At 48.5% G+C, this 18,109-nt stretch carries 14 protein-coding genes and 1 tRNA gene; 4 read left to right on the forward strand and 11 right to left on the reverse strand.

The window, feature by feature from the left end; translation table 11 throughout:
• Positions 1–112: 112 nt before the first annotated feature.
• From dnaE to AC5RDV_RS00270, 3 genes are read left to right on the forward strand one after another with little or no spacing between them, the layout of a single operon-like run.
• A complete protein-coding gene (gene dnaE / locus AC5RDV_RS00260) occupies positions 113–4,063 on the forward strand; it encodes a DNA polymerase III subunit alpha (protein WP_282747595.1) in 3,951 nt (1,316 codons plus the stop codon).
• 42 nt (positions 4,064–4,105) lie between these two features.
• Positions 4,106–4,420, forward strand: coding sequence for a thioredoxin (trxA, locus tag AC5RDV_RS00265; RefSeq protein ID WP_008621241.1), 315 nt, complete (start codon positions 4,106–4,108; stop codon positions 4,418–4,420).
• 11 nt (positions 4,421–4,431) lie between these two features.
• Complete coding sequence (locus tag AC5RDV_RS00270; RefSeq protein WP_008629709.1) at positions 4,432–4,770, forward strand: hypothetical protein; 339 nt, start codon at positions 4,432–4,434, stop codon at positions 4,768–4,770.
• A gap of 433 nt (positions 4,771–5,203) precedes the next feature.
• On the opposite strand, the gene tsaE is transcribed toward AC5RDV_RS00270, so the two are convergent.
• The 6 genes from tsaE to AC5RDV_RS00300 are packed head-to-tail and all read right to left on the reverse strand — an operon-like array spanning position 5,204 to position 12,638.
• Positions 5,204–5,614 (reverse strand): tRNA (adenosine(37)-N6)-threonylcarbamoyltransferase complex ATPase subunit type 1 TsaE, encoded by a 411-nt coding sequence (tsaE, locus tag AC5RDV_RS00275; protein WP_008629712.1) that lies wholly within the window; start codon positions 5,612–5,614, stop codon positions 5,204–5,206.
• A gap of 12 nt (positions 5,615–5,626) precedes the next feature.
• Positions 5,627–7,180 (reverse strand): T9SS response regulator signal transducer PorX, encoded by a 1,554-nt coding sequence (porX, locus tag AC5RDV_RS00280; protein ID WP_172604778.1) that lies wholly within the window; start codon positions 7,178–7,180, stop codon positions 5,627–5,629.
• Between the two features lie 20 nt (positions 7,181–7,200).
• Positions 7,201–10,110 carry a type IX secretion system periplasmic lipoprotein PorW/SprE gene (gene porW, locus AC5RDV_RS00285; protein WP_282747594.1) on the reverse strand — a complete coding sequence of 970 codons (2,910 nt, stop codon included), beginning with the start codon at positions 10,108–10,110 and terminating at the stop codon, positions 7,201–7,203.
• A gap of 40 nt (positions 10,111–10,150) precedes the next feature.
• Positions 10,151–10,966: a metal ABC transporter permease gene (locus tag AC5RDV_RS00290; protein ID WP_118146031.1), complete on the reverse strand. Its 816-nt coding sequence runs from the start codon at positions 10,964–10,966 to the stop codon at positions 10,151–10,153.
• Positions 10,963–11,394, reverse strand: coding sequence for a hypothetical protein (locus tag AC5RDV_RS00295; RefSeq protein WP_008629718.1), 432 nt, complete (start codon positions 11,392–11,394; stop codon positions 10,963–10,965). The genes AC5RDV_RS00290 and AC5RDV_RS00295 overlap by 4 nt, the downstream gene beginning before the upstream one ends.
• A complete protein-coding gene (locus AC5RDV_RS00300) occupies positions 11,391–12,638 on the reverse strand; it encodes a 3-phosphoshikimate 1-carboxyvinyltransferase (RefSeq protein WP_282747593.1) in 1,248 nt (415 codons plus the stop codon). Before AC5RDV_RS00300 ends, AC5RDV_RS00295 begins: the two co-directional genes overlap by 4 nt.
• Before the next feature lie 88 nt (positions 12,639–12,726).
• On the opposite strand from AC5RDV_RS00300, the gene AC5RDV_RS00305 reads away from it, so the two are divergent.
• A tRNA-Pro gene (locus AC5RDV_RS00305) sits at positions 12,727–12,801 on the forward strand.
• A 446-nt stretch (positions 12,802–13,247) separates the two neighbouring features.
• Here AC5RDV_RS00305 and AC5RDV_RS00310 read toward each other — a convergent pair.
• From AC5RDV_RS00310 to AC5RDV_RS00330, 5 genes are all read right to left on the reverse strand, one after another.
• Positions 13,248–15,185, reverse strand: coding sequence for a transglutaminase domain-containing protein (locus AC5RDV_RS00310; protein WP_282747592.1), 1,938 nt, complete (start codon positions 15,183–15,185; stop codon positions 13,248–13,250).
• Positions 15,186–15,196: 11 nt separating this feature from the next.
• Positions 15,197–15,856: a hypothetical protein gene (locus AC5RDV_RS00315; RefSeq protein ID WP_276786821.1), complete on the reverse strand. Its 660-nt coding sequence runs from the start codon at positions 15,854–15,856 to the stop codon at positions 15,197–15,199.
• Positions 15,857–16,451: 595 nt separating this feature from the next.
• Entirely contained in the window at positions 16,452–16,757 is a 306-nt protein-coding gene (locus AC5RDV_RS00320; RefSeq protein WP_282747590.1) for a DUF1573 domain-containing protein, read from the reverse strand.
• A 32-nt stretch (positions 16,758–16,789) separates the two neighbouring features.
• Positions 16,790–17,251: a hypothetical protein gene (locus tag AC5RDV_RS00325; protein WP_282747588.1), complete on the reverse strand. Its 462-nt coding sequence runs from the start codon at positions 17,249–17,251 to the stop codon at positions 16,790–16,792.
• 43 nt (positions 17,252–17,294) lie between these two features.
• Positions 17,295–17,942 (reverse strand): bacteriocin fulvocin C-related protein, encoded by a 648-nt coding sequence (locus AC5RDV_RS00330; RefSeq protein ID WP_282747586.1) that lies wholly within the window; start codon positions 17,940–17,942, stop codon positions 17,295–17,297.
• Positions 17,943–18,109 lie beyond the last annotated feature (167 nt).

Consider the following 18,109-nt stretch of genomic DNA (forward strand, 5'->3'; position numbering starts at 1 on the left):
GGCGGCCCCTAAAAAGTCTTTTATGTTAAAAAACAAAGGTTTCTTTTGTTGGTTTCCTTAATGTGGCGTAACTTTACCCACGATTTCTGTTTTTACCAAATTCATATTTATTATGCAGGACTTCGTACATCTTCATGTGCATACCCAGTATTCCATTCTCGATGGTCAGGCCAGCGTGTCGCGTTTGGTTGACAAGGCGATGAAAGACGGTATGCACGGAATGGCCATTACCGACCATGGCAACATGATGGCCATCAAGGAGTTTTTTAATTATACGACCAAAAAAAACAGCGGTACGAATGCGGACATCAAAATGTGGAAGAAGCGTATCGCCTTGTTGGAGAACGGTGAGGATGCGGCTCTGAAAGAATGGGTGGACGGGCAGAAAAAGAAGCAGAAAGAGGCCGATGAACTGAGACGGCGGGCGGAAGCGAATGATGAGCCGATACCGGCTGAGGCGAATTTCGTGCCGGAGGAGCAACCGGAGTTTCCTTCGGTTGCCGACCAGTTGGCCACGGCTCGCGTGGAGTTGGCGGCGGCTCGGAAACGTTTGTTCAAACCGATATTCGGTTGTGAAATGTATGTGGCACCTCGTCGTCTGGATCAGATGGAAAAAGAGAAGGACGGGCGGAGGTATCACTTAATCGTGTTGGCCAAAAATGAAACGGGGTATCATAACTTGGTCAAGTTGGTCTCCAAATCGTGGACAGACGGTTTTTATGTGCGTCCGCGTACAGACCGCTTTGAATTGGAGGCGCATCGGGAAGGACTAATCATCTGTTCTGCTTGTATAGCCGGTGAAGTTCCCCGGAAAATACTGTCGGGCGACCTTGAAGGGGCTGAAGAAGCGGTGCAGTGGTACAAACGCGTGTTTGGAGACAACTATTATCTGGAACTTCAGCGCCATGAGGTGAAAGATCCGGACCAACGGGCCAACCGTGAGACTTTTCCATTGCAGCAACGAGCCAATGCGAGATTGATAGAACTGGCCCGTAAATATGACGTGAAGTTGGTCTGTACGAACGACTGCCATTTTGTGGAGCAGGAGGATGCCGAGGCGCACGACCGTTTGATCTGCCTGAGCACCAACCGAGATTTGGATGACCCGAAACGTATGCTTTATTCCAAACAGGAATGGTTCAAGACGCGGGCAGAAATGAATGAAGTGTTTGCAGACGTGCCGGAGGCATTGGCCAACACTTGCGACATTTGCGACCAAGTGGAGTTTTACAGCATCGACCATGCGCCGATTATGCCGAACTTTGCCATTCCGGAAGAATTTGGAACCGAAGAGGGTTATCGGAAGAAATATACCGATGAGGACTTGTTTGAGGAGTTTACCCGCGACGAGAATGGCAACGTGGTGCTCAGCCGCGAGGATGCCGAACAGAAAGTGAAGAAACTGGGCGGCTGTGACAAGCTTTACCGTTTGAAGTTGGAAGCCGATTATCTGGCTGAGCTGACTTATATCGGGGCGGCCAAGCTTTACGGTGACCCGTTGCCGGAGCATGTACGGGAACGCATCAACTTCGAGTTGCACGTGATGAAGACGATGGGTTTTCCCGGTTACTTCCTCATCGTGCAAGACTATATCAATGCCGCACGTCACGAGTTGAACGTGTCCGTGGGACCGGGACGTGGGTCGGCGGCCGGTTCTGCAGTGGCCTATTGCTTGGGCATTACGAAAATAGACCCCATTGAATACGATTTGCTGTTTGAGCGTTTCCTGAACCCCGACCGTATTTCATTGCCCGATATCGACGTGGATTTCGATGATGACGGACGCGGAAAGGTCTTGAGTTGGGTGACGCAGAAATACGGTGAAGAGAAAGTGGCGCATATCATCACCTACGGTACTATGGCCACGAAACTGGCCATAAAGGATGTGGCCCGGGTGGAAAAGCTGCCGTTGGACATCTCCAACGGGTTGTGTAAGCTCATACCGGACAAGTTGCCGGACGACGAAAACGGCAAGTCGCGTAAAATGAATCTCCCGAATGCCATCTCGTGCATTCCGGAGTTGCAACAGGCCGAGGCGTCGCCGAATCCCTTGTTGCGCGATACCATCCGTTATGCCCGGATGCTGGAGGGTAATGTGCGGAACACGGGCGTGCATGCCTGCGGGGTAATCATCTGCCGTGACGACGTATCCGATTGGGTGCCGGTCAGCACAGCCGAGGACAAGGAAACGGGAGAGAAGCTCCGCTGTACGCAGTACGAAGGTTCCGTGATTGAAGACACAGGATTGATCAAGATGGACTTTTTGGGTCTGAAGACCCTTTCCATTATCAAGGAATGCCAGGCTAACATTTACGACAGTCTAGGCTTCGACATCGACGTGGATGCATTGGACATTACGGATCCGGCCACCTATCGCCTGTATTGTGACGGGCGTACCATAGGGACGTTCCAGTTCGAATCTCCCGGCATGCAGAAGTATTTGCGCGAATTGCAGCCTTCCACATTCGAGGACCTTATCGCCATGAATGCGCTTTACCGTCCGGGGCCGATGGATTATATACCCGACTTTATCGACCGTAAACAGGGGCGTAAACCGGTGGAATACGACATACCGTGTATGGAGAAGTATCTGAAAGACACATACGGTATCACGGTGTATCAGGAGCAGGTGATGTTGCTGTCCCGCCAGTTGGCCGATTTTACGCGAGGCGAGAGCGATACATTGCGTAAGGCTATGGGTAAGAAGCTGATAGAAAAGCTGAACCACATGTATCCCAAGTTCATCGAGGGCGGAAAGAAGAATGGCCACGACCCGAAAGTGTTGGAAAAGATTTGGGCGGACTGGAAGAAGTTTGCCTCGTATGCGTTCAACAAGAGCCATGCCACGTGCTATTCTTGGGTGGCTTACCAGACGGCTTACCTGAAAGCTAATTTCCCGGCCCAGTACATGGCAGCCGTAATGAGCCGAAGCTTGGCGAACATTACCGACATTACGAAGCTGATGAGCGAGTGTAAAAGTATCGGTATCAATACTTTGGGGCCGGATGTCAACATCAGCCGCCGGAAGTTCAGTGTGGACGTGGACGGAAATATCCGTTTTGGACTGGGAGCCGTCAAGGGATTGGGCGACTCGGCAGTGGATGCCATCGTGAAAGAACGGGAAGCTCACGGACCTTATAAGAACATTTTTGACTTCATTCAACGTGTGCCGAGCGGGGCTGTGAAACGGAACAATCTGGAAAGTTTGGTACTTTCGGGTGCCTTCGACTGTTTTGAGGGGATTACCCGTGAACAGTATTTCGGCGTGAATGCCAAAGGGGAGAGCTTTATCGACCAGTTGGCACGTTACGGTTCGCGCTACCAGACCGACAAAGATGCCGTGCAGAATTCACTTTTCGGGGATATGGACATGGTGGAAATCGCTACGCCGGAAGTGCCGCAGGCCGAACCGTGGAGCTCGTTGGAGCGTTTGAACAAGGAGCGCGACTTGGTCGGCATTTACCTGTCCGCCCATCCGTTGGACGATTATGCCGTCATACTTCAAAATGTGTGCAACGTGCACATGGCGGATTTGAAAGATTTGGAACAGTTTGTCAATATGGACCTCACGTTGGGCGGCATGGTCACGGCCGTACGGAAGGGCATCTCCAAGACGGGCAAGCCGTATGGCATCGTGACGATGGAGGATTTCACGGGAGCCTACGAGCTAGCTCTGTTCGGACAGGATTGGCCTACATGGGGCTCATATATGGATGTGGGGAATACGCTCTATATCACAGCCAAATGCCAACCCCGGCAATGGGATCCTTCCAAACTGGATTTCCGTATTGGGCGCATTGATTTTCTGGCAGATGTGAAAGATACTTTGGTAGAGAAGATTACGATAACCGTGGCCTTGGATGCGTTGGATGAGGATATCGTGCTTTCGCTTTCCGATGTCGTGAAGGAGTGCCCCGGCAATACCGACCTTTATTTTCACATCCTTGACCCCTTGGGACAGATGAACCTGACCATGCAATCCAAGTTGGCGAAAGTGTCAGTTAAAAAGGATTTAATTTCTTATATTCAAAGTAAACCCGCCCTGTCATATAAAATAAATTAGTATATTTGTCGGTAATAACAAACGATTAAAAGGAATAGTACAATGGCATTAGCAATTACAGATTCAAATTTTGAAGAGTTGTTGGCTTCAGGTAAGCCTGTGGTAGTGGATTTCTGGGCGACATGGTGTGGCCCGTGCAAGAAAATCGGACCGGATATCGAGGCATTGGCTGAAGAATATAAGGAACAAGCCGTCATCGGCAAGTGCGATGTGGAGGAAAACGACGGCTTGGCCATGCGTTTCGGAGTGCGCAACGTGCCTACCGTGATCTTCATTAAAAACGGCGAGGTGGTGGACAAGCAAGTCGGTGCGGCCCCGAAGAGTACTTTCGAGGAAAAGTTGAAGGCCATCCTTTAAAGATATAGGTTATGGACAGTTTGGAACAGGAACTCCTGCAAGATGCCGAGGACGATGCCCGTACGGTGGAGTTCATCAAAAATTACTTGCCGCAAGAAGTAAAGGACAAGTTTACGGACGAAGAACTTTATTACTTTCTGGATGTCATCGTAGAGTATTATGCCAATAGCGGTATTCTGGATGCGGCACCCGACAAGGATGGCTATATAGAAATCGACCAGGACAAAATAGTGGATTACGTCGTCAGTCAGGCCCGTAAAGATAAGATGGGCGACTTTGCGGCTGAGGATATCCTGTGGGTAGTCCAGGGCGAGTTGGAATACGGGGAGTCTTTCGGAGAGGAAGATTAAACCTGACTTCTAAGATTATAAAGGCGGCGATTTGGATTAATGAAAATATAAGACAAGGTTGCTGTCGCACCATTTAGAAAATCAATCTCCGCAGAACGATTTCCCGTTCTGCGGAGATTGATTTTTGTTTCGTGTCCGGTTGTGAATTAGCGGATTGCTTTTGGATACGGAAAAGTAAGATGTTTTATGGAAGTTGTGATGTAGGGCATACATGAAAATAGGGCGCGGAATCACTTCCACGCCCTATTGCATCAGGGGCATTTCCCATATTGATATGAGAAAGTATATTTTTGCATAATTAAGGTTTATGAAAGAACATTTGCAGCATATTAAAACTGTCCTTCTTTGTTCTTTTCCGTTATATTGCAAATATAGGTATTCTTTTTGGTAACTCAAAGAAAATATCTATTATTTTTTAATCTATTGCGAACTGTCAGAATCTCACTGTGCGCGAACCGTCTTCGTTTTCTTCGATGGTTACTTTCACCGTATTGCCCGGAAGCAGTTCTTCCACCAGTTCCGGCCACTCGATGAAACAAAGCGCACCACTGTAAAAATAGTCTTCGTAGCCCATGTCGTACACTTCTTCCAGTTTCTTGATACGGTAGAAGTCGAAATGGTAAATCAGTTCGCCGCTGTCCGAACGGTATTCATTGACGATGGCGAAAGTGGGCGAGTTGATGACATCCTCCACGCCGAGGCATTCGCATACGGCTTTGGTGAAGGTGGTTTTGCCGGCTCCCATCTTGCCGTACATGGCAAAGACGGTGTTGTCACCCATGGCCGCGATGAATTCCCGGGCGGCCTCGTGGATGTGATCTAAAGAATCGATTTTGATTTCCATATCTATATGTTTTTAAATTCTTTTCTTACTTTGCAAAGTGATGAGGGGAATGAGCATCTCCTCCATGGAGATGCCACCATGTTGGAATGTATCCCGGTAGTAGGACACGTAGTAGTTGTAATTGTTCGGGTAGGCAAAGAAACTGTCGCCCGACGTGAAGATATAGGCCGTACTCAGGTTGGGAGAGGGGAGCAACACCTTGCGCGGTTCTTTGATTTCAAAAACTTCCTTAGGGTTGTATTTCAGGTTCTTGCCTAGTTTATAACGTAAGTTAGTGTTGGTGTTCTTGTCACCGACAACCTTAACCGGGGATTTAACCCGTATACTGCCGTGGTCGGTCGTGACGATGATTTTATAGTTGCTTGCGGCCAAAGCTTTGAACAGGTCTTTTACGGCGGAGTGGCGGAACCAACTTTGGGTGATGCTGCGGTAGGCCGCTTCGTTAGAGGCCAGTTCCCGTACGGTTTTGGATTCTGTACGGGCATGCGAAAGCATGTCGATGAAATTGAATACGACGACGTTCAGGTCATATTTTTCCAACTGTTTGAACTGGCCGATAAGTTTATCGGCCGCAGTGGAGTCATTGATTTTATGGTAACTGAATGTGTTCTTACGGCGGTAACGTTCCAACTGCGTCTGGATGAGCGGTCCTTCGTTCAGGTTCTTACCCTCTTCTTCGTCTTCGTCCACCCAAAGATCCGGATACATTTGGGCAATCTTGTCCGGCATCAGGCCGGAGAAGATGGCGTTGCGCGCATATTGTGTGGCAGTGGGCAGAATGCTACAATAAATGTCTTCGTCGATGAGGAAAGCGTCAGCCAGTTCCGTACTGAGCGTGCGCCATTGGTCATACCGGAAGTTGTCCAGGACGATGAGGAATACCTTTTCCCCTTGGTTCAGCAGGGGGAATATTTGGGTTTTGAAGATATCCGGGCTCATCAGCGGACGGTTTTCGGGGTGGGTAATCCACTCTTCGTAGTGTTTGCTTATGAATTTGGCAAAAGCCAGATTGGCTTCCGTTTTCTGCATGCTTAGCATTTCGTCCATGTTGCTGTCGGTTTCAGATAGCTCCAGTTCCCAGTATACCAATCGCTTGTACACCTCTTTCCAGTCGTCGAATGTCAAAGAATCATTGATTTGCATGCCAATCTTTCCGAAGTTCTGTTGGTAGGCGTTTTGAGCCACCTCTGTGACGATTTCCTTCTTATGGATGTTCTTTTTCAGGGTCAGGAGGATTTGCGTGGGGTTGACGGGCTTGATGAGGTAGTCGGCAATTTTGGAACCGATGGCTTGGTCCATGATATTCTCCTCTTCGCTCTTCGTCACCATGACCACCGGCGTGACCGGTGTGATTTCCTTGATGCGCGACAAGGTCTCCAACCCGCTCAAGCCGGGCATGTTCTCGTCTAGCAGAATCAGGTCGTAGGCCGTTTCGCTGCACTTGTCCAGTGCATCTTGCCCGTTGGATACGGTTTCTACCTCGTATCCTTTCTTTTCGAGAAAAAGAATATGCGCTTTCAGCAATTCTATTTCATCGTCTACCCAAAGTAATAAACCGTTGTTCATCATTGTAATGGTTTCGTATGTTAGAAAATAATACCGCTGTCCGTGTCTTCCTCCTCTTCTTCGTATTCTTCGTCTCCGGCAGGCGGTTCGTCGTCTGGCGTACGGATTTCGATGGAAGTAGGTTCGTCCAGTCTCAGGTCCTCCGGCACTTGCAGCGGTGCGAACTTCTCATCGTAGAACTTCTTGTAATCTTCGAAACTGAAGACCGTGCCCAACAGTTTCAGGTTGCTTTCGGAGATGATGACGGAACGTATGTTTTTAAGCACGACACTCATGTGTGGATCGGCATATAGCTTTTGGGCGTAAGCGTGCGCCTCGTCATAGTTGAGAAAACCGCTGACGCGCATTTGTGCCAACCCGTCGGATTTCACGATGTCGATGTCGAAATTGCGTACCATAAAACTGGTGAAATTATACAGGGCCATCTCATATAGCAGTTGGTCTTCGTCCAGGCTGTTTTCCGGATAGGCCAACAGGAATACGAAGTTGCTGAGGCGTTCGTCGCTTAATTGCTGCGCTTCGGCTGTGGAGTCTTGCAGGGCCGTCAGCGAACGTCGGCTCCAGATGTCGCTTGCCGCGTATTTCCCGTCGGTCAGCGACCGGCCTTCCTGAATGCCTTTCACGATACTTTGTGCAATTTCCGTTACTTCGTCTTTCGGATATTTCTCAATGACTTGTTTCAACGTGACCAGGAAGCTGTCCCGTTCTCCACCGTACAGTTGGCTCATGGCTTGTATGAACATGAATTTGGCGCGGTGTGCCCCCTCCGGGAAATCCGAAGTCGAAATGGAATAATTGCGGAACACTTCCTCATATTCGTTCTTGCCGTAGGCTTCGTATGTAGCGGCATACAGGGAATCCTCTATGTGCTTGCCCCGCCTTGCGTAAAGCTCGTATTTGGGGTTGGCTAGCATGATGGCATACCGGCTGTCCGGGAACTCCTCGATGAGCCGCTGTTTATACTGTTCGGCTTCGGCCATGTCATTCAGTCGGCCGTTGATAAGGAATAGATGGTAGTACACGTTGTCTTTGTCGGCTACGTCCGGGAACGTTTCGATAAGACGCAACAGGGTACGCCGTGCCAAGCCGAAATTTTCCAGTCTCTCCATTTCCAGGATGCCGGCTTGATAAAGCGCATCACGCAGGATGTCGTTGGAGGCTTGCAACTGCTCTTCCGTGAACGGGATTTGTTGCAGGTAATATTCCCGGTTGTGTGGGTCGCTGGCCAATGAGTCGGCCATACGCTCCTGGGCTTCGGCAATGCTGTCGGCCAAGGCGATGCTGTCGGCTTGTGCCGCCATCAGGCTGTCGCTCTCTTCGCTGTAGTCATATTCTCCGAAATCTTCCGTGCGGTCCTCGTTCTTATGGCTTCTCCGCCAGTTGTCTTCCAACGGGCGTTTGCCCCATGTGCGTTGGAACTGACGTTTGCCTTGGGCTACGACCGACGGGTTATAGAAATACCACGTGCCGGTTTGTCCGGAAGCTCCCGCCTGCGCCCTGCGGTTTCCCGTAGGCGGGGTGGGGGTGGCTGTCGGAGTTTTGGGCATATTGGCAGCCATTTCGGCCTGCATGGCCTTGCGTGCCTCTTCTTTTTCTTGCTTTTTCAAGGCTTCGATGACTTTGTCGATGGCCTCGTTACGTTCGTTTTCGGGCAACTTGGCCAACCATTGCAGGCTGTCTTGCAGTTTGATGGCCGACAAATGGGGCTCCAGTTCGGTCAGGATGCCTGAGCGGCGTTCCGCCTCTTTGTAAGCTTCATTTTCTTTGTCCAATATGCCGACCAGTTCGGCGTAACAGCGTTGTGCGTTGATATAGTCCTCCTTGTCCCAATAAATCTCACCCAGGCGCAACAATACCATGGCTTTGGCAATGCCGTTCTGTGTACTTTCTTTGGCACCGGTTTCGTATGCCCCGATACACCGGGCAGTATCCCGGTTGGCCAGATAGATATTGCCGATGGCATAATAAATCTGATCCTGATAGTCCTTGTTTTTCTTGTTCTTGGCCATGCGTCGCAATTTCTTCACCATTTTATTGTGGTTTCCGCTAGCCATGGCTTCGGTTTGCAGGATACGGGCGTTGAAAGACAATTCGTATGGAGGATTGGCACGTATGACACGCCGCAAGGCCTTGTAGGCTTCTGCTTTGTTTCCCGTTTCGTGGTACAACTGTCCCAACAGGAAGTTCAGGCGTGCGCGTTGCTGTTTGCTTTTTTCTTTCTTGACGGTTTTTTGCAAATAAGGAATAGCCTCTTTGTATTGTTTCACGAAGATGAGGTAATCGGCGTATGAGGCGTTGAATTCCCGTTTCCCTTCACTGCCGGTACTGTCGCGCTGAATCTTATGAAAGACATCCTCTGCATCGTAAGGCCATTCCAGTTCTACGTAGCAACGGGCCAGATAGGCCCGGGCCACGGACACGATTTCAGGCTGTCCGGCATACAGTCCGCTGATATAATTGAACGTGGAGGCCGCTTCGATGAAATTGCCCTGTTGGAATTGCGCTTTCCCCATGAGCAGCCAAGCATGCCGCAAGAATGGGTTGAACTCCTTGCGGGCCATGTAGGCTTTTTCCTTGGCTGTTTTCCGCTTGTTGACGTTCGATTTCGGCCGGGCCTTTATAGAGTGCAGCTTGATGGCTTTCTCGCATTTTTCGATGGTGGTCTCGAAGTTGGACTTTCCCATGGCTGCCGTCGATTTATTTCGCACGGCATACATGGGCAATAAATCGGTGTAATTGTCCTTATGTCCTTTCTGTTGTTCCAGGACTCCTTCTTTGAAAGCCTCTGCCCCGTTAAAGTACGTATTGAACCGTGCCGTCATGGCATGGTAAAAACGGGTACCCGACGTATTCTTTTTCGTGGAACACGCCGTCAGAAGGGATAGGAAGACGAATCCGGAAGCAATGATATGTAGAAACCTTTTTTCCAATGCGCTCTTTACATAGTTAGATAACTGAAAAACATGTTTTTTATTGCCTTTTCCACCGAGGAATCGACCATGAAATTCCTTTGCACACCAAATAGATGAGTATGGAGACGAAAATGATGGAGGCGCCCGACGGTATATTGTAATGGTACGACAAGTAAAGGCCGCCCAGACAGCCGCTGTAGCCTGTCACGATGGAGAGCAGTGCCATGCGTTTGAAGCTGTGCGTGAAAATATTGGCCGTCACTTGAGGGATGGTCAGCAAGGAGATGACCAACACGATGCCCACCATGCGCAGGCAGGCCACAATGGTCAGTGCGATGAAGGCCATCATCAGATATTCCACCATGGTGACAGGAAGACGTTGCGAACGGGCGAATTCAGTGTCGAAAGCAATGGAAACGAGCGGACGGAGAAAGAATGTGAAAGCAGCCGTGGCGATGAGTGCCAATGTGCCTAACAAATAAAGGTCCGAGGGGGTGACAGTCAATATATTGCCGAACAGATAGGAGGACAGCTCCGGAGTGAAGCCCGGTGCCAAAAAACTGCAAATGATGCCGATGCTCATGCCTAAAGTCCAGAAAATGGCGATGGCCGAATCTTCGCGCATGTCGCGGCGGTGGCTGAACCATTGTATGCCGCAGGCTGACAAGACAGAAAACGCGGCTGCAGAGAGTATGGGGGAAAATCCGAGGTAAACTCCGATGCCGATACCGCCGAACGAGGCATGGGTGATGCCGCCGCTGATGAAAACCAACCGCCGTGCAACGATATAAGTGCCTATCAGTCCGCAAAGGATGCTAGCCAATAGGCTGCCCAACAGGGCATTCTGGAAGAAAGTGTAAGACAGGATGCTCATGCGTGGTCGAATCTCCTTTCCCCGATAATAAGGAATACTTCGTCTTTCAATGCGTCGGGCAGGGGGACGCCGCGCAGTTGCAGGCTGCGCACCCATCCTGCCACTTCATCGTCACGCATCGTATAGAGGATATCTCTGAACTCGTCTATTTCCGTTTCGCTATACGCGGAAGCGTCCTTTCCCCGGAAACGGTCGAGTTCTTCATCGTTGTAATACTCTATTTGTTTGCTTACGGCAGCCAACAGGCTTTCTTTTTCGCATACTTCGTGCTGTCCGCAACATTCCTGTGGCGGTTGTACCACGGTTGGCATTTCGCTGATTTCGCCTTGTGCCAGTTTCTTTTTCAGCGAGCGGTTGCGCAAACTGCCGGCCACGAAAGCAATGACGGCCGCAGCGGCAAGGGCTATAAGAATGTAAATGATAATCATAAGGCCGTAATTTCAAATCCCGCTTCTTTCAAGTGGTCCCAATAATGGGGATAAGATTTGCTGACCACTTGCGGATGATTAATATATATTTCGGGAACGGCGAAACAGCAAGGTGCGAACGCCATGGCCATGCGATGGTCTTCGTAGGTGTCGATGGCCGGATGTGGCCGGACTTCAGTGCGTTGCCCGTCCCAGAATAATTCTGATCCGCAGGCTTCATGCAAGGGATACCCCAGTTTTTCCAGTTCGCGGATAAGCGCGGAGATGCGGTCGGTTTCCTTGATTTTCAGGCTTTGAAGACCCGTGAAACGGAACGGGATCCCCAACATGGCACACGTGACTACGAATGTCTGTGCCAAGTCCGGTTGGTTGACGAAATCATACTCCAGGCGTTCCGTGGCGATGGGTTGTTTGGTCAGTTTGACACATGGCATCCCGTCGTCGTCACAGAAGAATTCCGTGTGCACGCCTATAGGTTCGAACAGGCCGTGTACGGCAGAATCTCCTTGGGCACTGTCTGCGAACAGGCCGGTCAGTATGATTTCTGCGTCTTTGTCGGGTGTCAGTGCCATCATTTCATACCAGTAAGATGCCGCGCTCCAGTCGTTTTCTATATAATAGGGTGTCGGGCGGTAAGGTTGCGGTTCCACCTTAATGTGTCGTTCGTCTGTCCATTCCGCTTGTGCACCGAAGTCTTTCATCAATTTCAGGGTCAGGTCGATGTAGGGGCGTGAAATGACCTGTCCGGCCAGTTCCAGTTCCAAGCCCTTTCTTAGGACCGGACCGATCATCAGCAAAGCAGAAATGTATTGGGAACTCACGTCTCCCGGCAGGCTGAGCCGGCCTCCCTCATGCAGTCCGCCGGAAATACGCAGGGGGGGATAACCTTCCGTTTCCACATATTCTATTTGTGCGCCCAGTGTCCGTAGGGCATTTACCAAGATGCCGATGGGGCGTTGTTTCATCCGGGCTGTACCGGTCAGGGTATGTGTCCCCTCGTTCACAGACCAGTAAGCCGAAAGGAAACGCATGGCCGTACCGGCCGCCATGATGTCGATGGGGTCGTCGGTTTGCGTCAGTGCCCTTACCATAACGAATGTGTCGTCGCAGTCCGACACATTTCTCGGCAAGTCTTTTCCTCCGGCCAGTGCATGGATGATGAGGGCCCGGTTGCTGATGCTTTTGCTGGCCGGCAGTATGGTTTTATGCCGCAGGTGTGGCGGCGCGGTAAGTCTGATTTGCATGTTTTGCTTAAAATGTGGGTTATACCGACACAAAAGTAGAAATTTATTTGGAGAATTCAAAAACAATTTCTAATTTTGCACCCGCAAACGGGATGTAGCTCAGTCCGGTTAGAGTACTCGTCTGGGGGGCGAGTGGTCGCTGGTTCGAATCCAGTCATCCCGACAAAACATAAAGGCATCGGTAATTCAAGGATTATGGATGCTTTTTTTATGTGTTTATAGTTTCCACGTCCCGCGTGTTTTCCCTCCCAAGGTTTTTCAGAAAAGATCCTTCATCTTTCAGGAGATATGTCAACTTCTTGTTGTATAGTTTGTTATGGGATGAAGAATAGGGCGGCCATCTTTCAGTTTCCTTTCATTGCAGAAAGCGGATTTTCATCATGAGGCAAATGAAAAATCATTCGGCTGAGATTCGTTTTTCGTTCTCAGCCGAATGATTTTTCAATCTCAGGCAAACGATTTTTCGTTCTGAGCCGAACAAGATGAAGCTTGGCTGAAGGATGCCTGAAACATCCTTCAGCCTGTAACATCAATATTATGAACGGATTACCATGAAACCTGAAAGATGAAGGATCTTTTTGTAAAATCCCTGTGTAGATACCCAAAGGGTTACCACCAGATTTGCTTTCCGTCTTCGTAAGTGAAGATTCTTTCTTCCGAGCCTTTGGTACGGTTGTGCAGGCGGAACAAGGCCTGGGCCGGGGCGTTGCCGTATTCCAATACCGCCTCGAAATTCCCCGTCTTGCGCCCTAATGACATCCATGTCCCGTGGTTCCAATAGAACAATTCGTATTCTTCGCCTTCGCGGATGAAGTTGTCATCGTTACGCGGCAGGAATACGATACGTGCCACGTTTTCCGGCTGTTCCAGTTCCCATCCGTACCATACGCCGTACACGTCGTGGGAGTCGTAGAAGGAAAGGACATTGCCATCGAACAGGTTTTCCGGGCCGCACCAGGGGCGTACGTGGAAGTTGCCCATTAGCCGTTTATGCTTTAGCGTGTCGTCGGCGGCATTGAACGTATAAAGTTCGGCCATGTTGCCCCTCGACCAGTCCGGCGACAGGTAACGGAAATATCTGTATTCGCCGGTGTAACGGGGATGGACGACATGGAATTTGTTGTCCTTCAGGTGCGGGATGACATGTATGGTCAGTGAATCGCTGAAGTCTTCCTGGTTGGCCACTTGGAACTTCCCGCCGATTACACCCTGAAGGAATTGGTTGGAACGTACGTCTCGGAATTTGCGTTTCACTTCCACCGTCGTGCGTTGCGTGGTGTCTGCTGTCATTTTGTGGATATTTCCTTGCGAGTCCAAAAGGAAAGCGTCTCCGGCCGGAACCGTGCCGTTTTCTTCGGAATAATGTACGGGCATGTACACTACGTTTCGTGCCATGTCCCGGAAGGTGGCTTTCCGTCCGTGGCGCGTGCCCCAATGCACGATGCTCCAGTCTTGGTTGTCGAAGACGGACAGGTAGACGAACCTGCCGCTTTCAGCGTCGTCGTACAACTCCGCCTCCACATCGGAAGTGGCCGTGTATTCCCTTGTCACATCCATAATGTAAGGTGTGTCGAAGATGTCGGGAATCTCCTCTTTTCCCTTGTTCTGCATATAGAGCGATTCCTGCTGTTTCTCGTAGGTTTGGCGGAACACTTTGGTCAGCCGGTCTTCCTTCCGTTTCATGAAGTGGTCGCCGAGCCGTTCCCCCGGATTGAAAGGGATGAAAGAATGGTTGTCGGGAAAGAACACGCACCATTCATGCCCCAAGCCCCGGTTGCCCCACTGTGGTGTGAAGTCGATGGTGGCAGGCAGGCCATGCGCCCTCAGCACGGCCACGCACAGGTGTGCATATTCCTTGCAGGATGCCGACTTGACCTGTTCGAGTGCCGTGAGGGGGAGGTCGGGAAGGAATTGCGGGGGATAATAAATGACGGAACGCATGCCTCCTAAAATGTCGTTGGCCATGCCATAGGCATAGGTGGAGTTGTCTTGGTTGGGGGCGTATGCTTCGCGCACCCATGAAGGCACGGTGAATGTCCTCCTCCATAGGCTTGTCTTTTCATTCCCTATACGGTAAGGCAGCACATAGCGGCAGAACATTTCGAAACTGTATTGTTTGTTCCAGTTCTGTTGCCATACGGTGAATGCGCTGTCGATGTGTTCGGTCAGGAAGTCCGCCGTGACGGATTGGGCATCGTACAGGCGTTCGTCTTGGCTTAATTCCAAATCCAGACCTGTTCGTTGCAAGATAGTATCGTATTTCATGATCCAGAACACACGGTCTCCGTTGCAATGGCGGAACACACTGTCCATGTAATTGTCGTACACGTTGACGGCTTCACCGGTGTGGGCGAAATGCCCGTCCATGTTTTCCAGAAGGAAGCGTGCGGCTTTCTCTTTGAGCGGCTCATTTTTGTAATGTTCCAATACGGTTTCCAGTTCCCGGCGGTTTTCACCGGCTTTTTCCAACGTCTGCCTGATGCCCGTTTTCTGGCAGGAGGAGACGGCTAAGGTTGCAGCAAGGCAACAAAGAAGAAGGTTTTTCATTGCAGTTGATTTTAATGTTGTGGAATAGCGGACATGTTGAACATGTAGACGAAAGAGCAAACGGCCAGAATTAAAAGCCCGGCTTTTATCCATTTGTTCCGCAAAAGCCATATAAGCCCGAACCATCCGTATGACAGGATGAGCGGGCTGTACAATCTGAATGGCATGCTTCCTATGACTCCATAATGAAACAGGCAAGACGGGACGAGAGTTCCGACGATGAGGCATAGGCTGATGCAGAACCATGCCACGCCGGATTTGCTATTCCATTCCGGGACGTTAACCTGCCTAGTGGTGTTCATCCCATAAAGGTACAGCCAAAGTATTACCGCGCCAAAAAGGTTTTCCGATGCTTCCCATATTTTAGCAGATAATGGGTTGTCCGAAAGGAAAAAGGTTGGAATGGACATTAGAATGAACAGGATGGCCAAAGCGTAAGCCGAACGTTTCAGGTTAAACTTATGACGTTGGTTGATATGGCAGATACATCCGTGTATGAGCAGGATGACAGGGAATGAGAAGAGCAAGAATGCGGGGAACAATGCTTCAGCCCTCATTGCGGCACCGTCCGGGACGAAATGGGGGCGGGCTATATGTTGGCTCATTCTGTTGGCTCCAATGAACAGTAATGGCAGCAGGGCGCGGAGGATAAGTTTGATTTGAGTGGTCATGTGTTTAAAAAATTAAAGGAGTGTTCCGTTTGTTATTTAGATATTCTATTCGTATCGTTGAGTGAAAAACGCATTATATATGAATAATATCAAAAATAGTACACCTGTAACGCGTTCGGAACGTTCAATATACTTTATGCTATTAGGGGTTTCTTCCTTTTTGTACTTCTTCTTGCCCTGCCTCCATTCATAAAATTGGGATAACACGGAGATAAGTATGATATAGGATACTAATGTGGTAGTGAAATCCGAGTGTAGGTTGGCTCCCTCTAAAGAATATGCGGTAAGGATGATTATCCCCATAAAGTAGTATATAATACGGTTGAAATCTTTTTTCATATGGTCTTTATTTTATAAAGACGATGCCTATCGTAAGGTCATCTTTGTTTCATTTGTTCATTGCACAAACGACAGACTTCCATACGATAGGTATTCCTTATTTAAGAAGTATTGCCATCGTCTCATTTTATTCCGTAATTCTGCCTACGATTCGGATGAGTTGAGGTTCTTTACTAGCTGTGGATGTGACAAACAGCACCTTACTGAATTGCCCCGACAAATTTCCCGTGTTGATGTTGACGGACAGTTTTGAATCCTATGAGGGGAGTATTGGTTCGGGTGCGAACTCTGCTTTCATGCATCCACATGAAACATCCACTTTTTGGATGGCAATGGGTTTGTCACCAAGGTTTTTCATGCCAATGTCGAAGCGTACATTTTTTATTCTGGCTTTGTCCACTGTTCCGAAATCGTACCGTTGGGTTTCCCATTGCAAGGACGTGGTTGTGGTGTCTGTTGCATTTTCACCTTTATCCATTACTGTATGCGGTGGATTGGTGTGGTTGCATCCGGGCAATATGGTATATAGTCCGCCCAGTAAGATAAATTTTAATGCTTTCATCGTTTGAATACTCCTATGTATCTATTGTATTTCTATCGGTCAAGTAACTCATGAATGTACATGTCATAAAATGTTTCTTCTTTTCCGAAAACGAATTCTTGCCAGGCCATGTGTCCCCAAAAAAGGAATATAATCCAACCGGCAATCCATATAGCCATGATGGTTTTGCTTCTTTTTTTATAAAACCATGCTGTCATGATAATGTTCCATGCTTGGAACAGGCTTAACATTAAGCTACATAGTGAGTCCTTGAAAAAGAACATTCTAATGAGAACCTCTAACCAAATCTTTCCCCCTATGATAGACCACAATACATTTTTGAAATCTTTCGGTTCGTTTTTATCAATAAGGATATAGGTTAGCATGATGAACGTAACGCTAACTATAATGCTGCTCCATCCATACGAAAATCCATTCATCGGCCATGTCACAATAAGTTGTAGGCCGAAGGACAGAAAGAACGGGTAGATTATTTGTTTCTGTTTGAGAGCCATGATCTTTTTCACTGGAGAATCCCGCTACAGCGTCCGTTGCAAGTCAGCAGGTTAAGTATGAAACATTTTTTACTTCTTCACAATCAACACCGTCACAAGTACCTCCTTCTAATCCACACGAGTCAATTGTTTTATGACAATTACAGTCTTTTTTCTTTGTAGCTTCGCTTCTAGATAAAACTCTTTTATGATTAGATATGAATTCAATGTTCCCTTCCTTGTCAATCAAATTGTTGGGGGTGGTAATAATTGCATAAGATAGTGTTTTCGTCCAACCTAATTCTTTAGCTTTCTCCATCCATTGATAGCCAAAAAGCAATAGTTCGTTTTCTTGGTCTTCAGTCAGTATTTCATCATTAAACCACTTCTGATGTGATGTAATAAAATCTTTTAGTCGGAGTATGTGCCCTACTTCTTCATTGGACCATTGTAATGTAAATACTTGTTCGATTTTACCTAACCATAATAGAACTCGTTGCTCTTGTGTGAAGGCTACGTAAGCAGCTTGTTTGTGGTCTTCATCCAAATTATTCCAATCAGCTCTTTTCATATTACGAATGTCAGATAAATTATGGTGTGCCCATTTGTCCATTTCGGGATTGCAACTATAAATCTCCGGTTCTTCTGCTTCGCAGGCAAAGAATAACAATCCCATCACAACTAACATGCTGTTTCTAAAAATCTTTTTCATCTTGTTTGTTTTTTAGTTTGACGATTTATTTCATTCTCACACCGCAAAGTTAAGCATGCTTTTTGGTTGTTTCCAAATATTTTAGTTTGCATTTTGTGGTTTTGAAGAGCTTGTATATGCTTGAATATGTGTTGTTTATAAAATTCTTGTTCAAAAAAGAATTTGCA

This window comes from Paraprevotella sp. (assembly GCF_986071375.1).